This is a genomic window from Nocardia farcinica (assembly GCF_029867845.1).
In the GTDB taxonomy this organism is placed as follows: domain Bacteria; phylum Actinomycetota; class Actinomycetes; order Mycobacteriales; family Mycobacteriaceae; genus Nocardia; species Nocardia farcinica_A.
The window spans coordinates 1-1,164 of record NZ_JARWRU010000331.1; the positions used below are offsets into that span (position 1 = coordinate 1).

General features: G+C 73.7%; 1 protein-coding gene. It reads right to left on the reverse strand.

The genetic code is table 11. The features are described from left to right. Window positions 1-1,164: hypothetical protein (locus QH283_RS07050; protein WP_280502206.1), on the reverse strand; the 1,164-nt coding region annotated here is incomplete at both ends.

Genomic DNA, 1,164 nt, shown 5'->3' on the forward strand with positions numbered 1-1,164 from the left:
GGTCTGGGCGAGCGCGTCGTCGAGCGCCGCGTCCAGCGCGTCGACGGCCGCGGCGGACTCGCTGGGGCCGCTGCCGGTGGCCACCTCGGCCGCGCCGGTGTAGTCGCCGCGGTCGAGGGCGTCGTTCATCCGCTGATGCGAGGCCAGCCACCGGGCCAGCGCGTCGTCGGCGTCGACGACCGCGCCGGTGGCGGGCGCGTCGCGCGGGTAGCCGTCGAGCAGGTCGGTGATGCGGGCGATGGCGTCGTCGAAGACCCGGTCGTAGTCGCCGGTCGCGTCGCGTCTGGCCAGTTTCAACGTCTCCGCGGTGCGGGCCTGGTGGGTGAGGATGCGGCTCTCCACCAGACGGGAACCGGGCACCGTGCCCTGGTCGCGGCCGTCGATCATCGCGGCGGCCGAGATCGAGCCGCCGATCACCGTCCAGCCCAGCAGCAACAGCATCGCCGCCGAGGCGGCCAGCAGGCCGGGATTGAGCATGCGCCGCCAGCGCCTGGCCAGCATGGTCTGCACCCATGCCAGGGCGGCCAGTGCCACCAGCAGCAGGACGATCGCCGTCCACGGCGGGCGCACATGGCTGCGCGTGGCCTGCTCCACCGCCGCCGACCGCTGGTGCTCCAGTTCCTCGGCCATCGGCAGCAGCGTGCTCTGCATCTGGTTCGAGGCCTCGCTCAGGTAGGCGGCGCCGACCGGGTAGCCGCTGCGATTGTCGGCGCGGGCGGTCTCCACCAGTCCGGTGTAGAGCGGCAGGCCGGTGGCGATGCCGGTGCGCAGGCGGATGTCGGTGTCGTTGTCGGCCGCGCCGACCACCAGCTCGGCCGAGGCCTCACCGACGGCCCGCAGGTAGCGCTCGCGCACGGTCTGCGGTTCCAGGCCACCGGAGATGAAGGCGGTCGCGGCGGCGGCGTCGGCGATGGACATCGAGGTGTAGAGCCGGTGCGCGGAGTGCGCGTCCGGTTCGGTCTCGGCCAGCAGCACGTCCAGGGCGTGCTGGCGGTCGCCGACCGCGCCGGAGGTGACCACGGCCGCGCTCACACACAGCACGATCAGCAGCAATCCCACCGCAATCAACAGACCGGGGGACGACTTGGCGAAGGCGCGCACATTGTCGGGGGCGAACCGCTCACGCAGCGCGGCGGCCGCGGCGGCCCGGTGACCGGGTGCGGG